Annotated in this window: 1 protein-coding gene and 1 pseudogene; both read right to left on the reverse strand. The window is 61.9% G+C overall.

The window, feature by feature from the left end; translation table 11 throughout:
• Positions 1-38 precede the first annotated feature (38 nt).
• Complete coding sequence (locus IQ35_RS20865) at positions 39-893, reverse strand: AAA family ATPase (RefSeq protein ID WP_242003445.1); 855 nt, start codon at positions 891-893, stop codon at positions 39-41.
• Positions 890-1,454, reverse strand: a pseudogene (locus IQ35_RS20870) (metallophosphoesterase family protein); the annotation flags it as partial. The gene IQ35_RS20865 and the pseudogene IQ35_RS20870, both read right to left, overlap by 4 nt.

The following is a 1,454-nucleotide window of genomic DNA, read 5'->3' on the forward strand; positions in this document are numbered from 1 at the left end:
TCGGCTTAGACACCCAGTTCCTAATTCAGATCAGAGGCTTACGCCACTCCCGCCAACCCTTCAGGACACTTTTGGTGAATAAGGCGGGCTAGAGCCTGAACAAGACCGGCGCGCTGTTCTTGCTCGGTCTCGTCTGCCAGCTCCCGCTCAATAACTTTCAGTCGGCCGCGTGCCGTTTCCAGCTCGCCGAAACTCTTTTCGAGTGCATCGAGTCGCATTGTCGCGTCCGCCGCGGCTTGCCGCGCCTGCTGGTCACGATCCCGCGCCGCTTGCCAACGCCCCTTCGACTGCGCTTTTCCAGTGGGCGTCCAGTAAATGTCATATTGCTCATCGATCCGCTTTTGGACGCGCTCATAGGCAGCGCCGCCGACGATCGTCCCGACTTCCGCCTCCAGCGTCGCCTGGATGCTACTGCGCACGATACTGCCGGGCGCGGTCACTTCAAGCGCCTGCGCCTGCGGAACCCAAAGCAGACCGAGCGCGCCATAGGTGGCCGGGTCACCGCGCTGGCTGCTGTCCTTGACGAACCCAAGAAGCGCCTGCAGCCGATTTTCGGCCTCCTCGCCCTGCGCTCGGCCCTGCGGCCCCGTGACTTCGACCTGTGGGCTTTTGAGAAAGCGCTTGGCGATTTTCCAGCTGTCGGCGCCAATATTGAAACTGACTTCGATCTCTGGCGCGACCGCCTCGCCATAAGGCGCAAAACTCTGAGCGAGCTGATTCTTCGTGGCATGGCGGACGAAGAAAGCCGCACGCAGGGCCTCAAGGATCGTGGATTTCCCACTCTCGTTGGGCTCGATGATGATGTTGAGCCCCTCGCCCAGCCCTTCGATCGTCAGGGGCTCGCGGAACTTGCGGAAATTGTTGAGGCTGATCCGCCGGAGTTGCAGGCTCATGCTTGGCTCCCCCGATGATATTCGACAAAGAGTCGCTCTATCGCGCGCCGCGCCAATATGGCTTCAGTCCCGCCGGCTGCGATTGTCTCGGTGAGTTTCTCAGCCGCTATGCCGAGCAATCCCTCGACCTTGAGATCCGCCAAGTCCTGCTCGCCCGGTCGGCCGACAAGATCGTCCGCCCGGACATCCAGGAAACGGAGGCGATGCCGCAGGTCATCTTCGAGCCGCGACAGGATCTCGACGCGGTCAGCAAGGCTCGTGATGCCTGCAAGCGAAAGGCGCAGCAGCGTTGCCGCAGGATCGATAGCCGAGAGCAGCACGTCGCATTCAGCCGAAAAGGCGGCCGTGTCCTGCAAGGTCCAATCCCTGAGCAGCCATTGGAAGCGGCCGGTGCGCACGGATTCCACCTTCGGTTCCACTCCCGGCGCAAGCTCGACCATCAGGGCATGGCCCGGCTCATCGCGCTGAAAACCGTCGGTTTCGGGGGTGCCGGCATACCATGTGCGCGACTCGACCTTGAGCGTGCCATGCCAATCACCGAGCGCAAGATAGTCGAGATTG

Source organism: Sphingobium wenxiniae (genome assembly GCF_007830065.1).
GTDB classification, from domain to species: Bacteria; Pseudomonadota; Alphaproteobacteria; order Sphingomonadales; family Sphingomonadaceae; genus Sphingobium; species Sphingobium wenxiniae.

What these genes read in the sequence shown, in the direction of transcription:
- IQ35_RS20865 (WP_242003445.1), bottom strand. Translation starts at nt 893, where the DNA reads ATGAGCCTGCAACTCCGGCGGATCAGCCTCAACAATTTCCGCAAGTTC.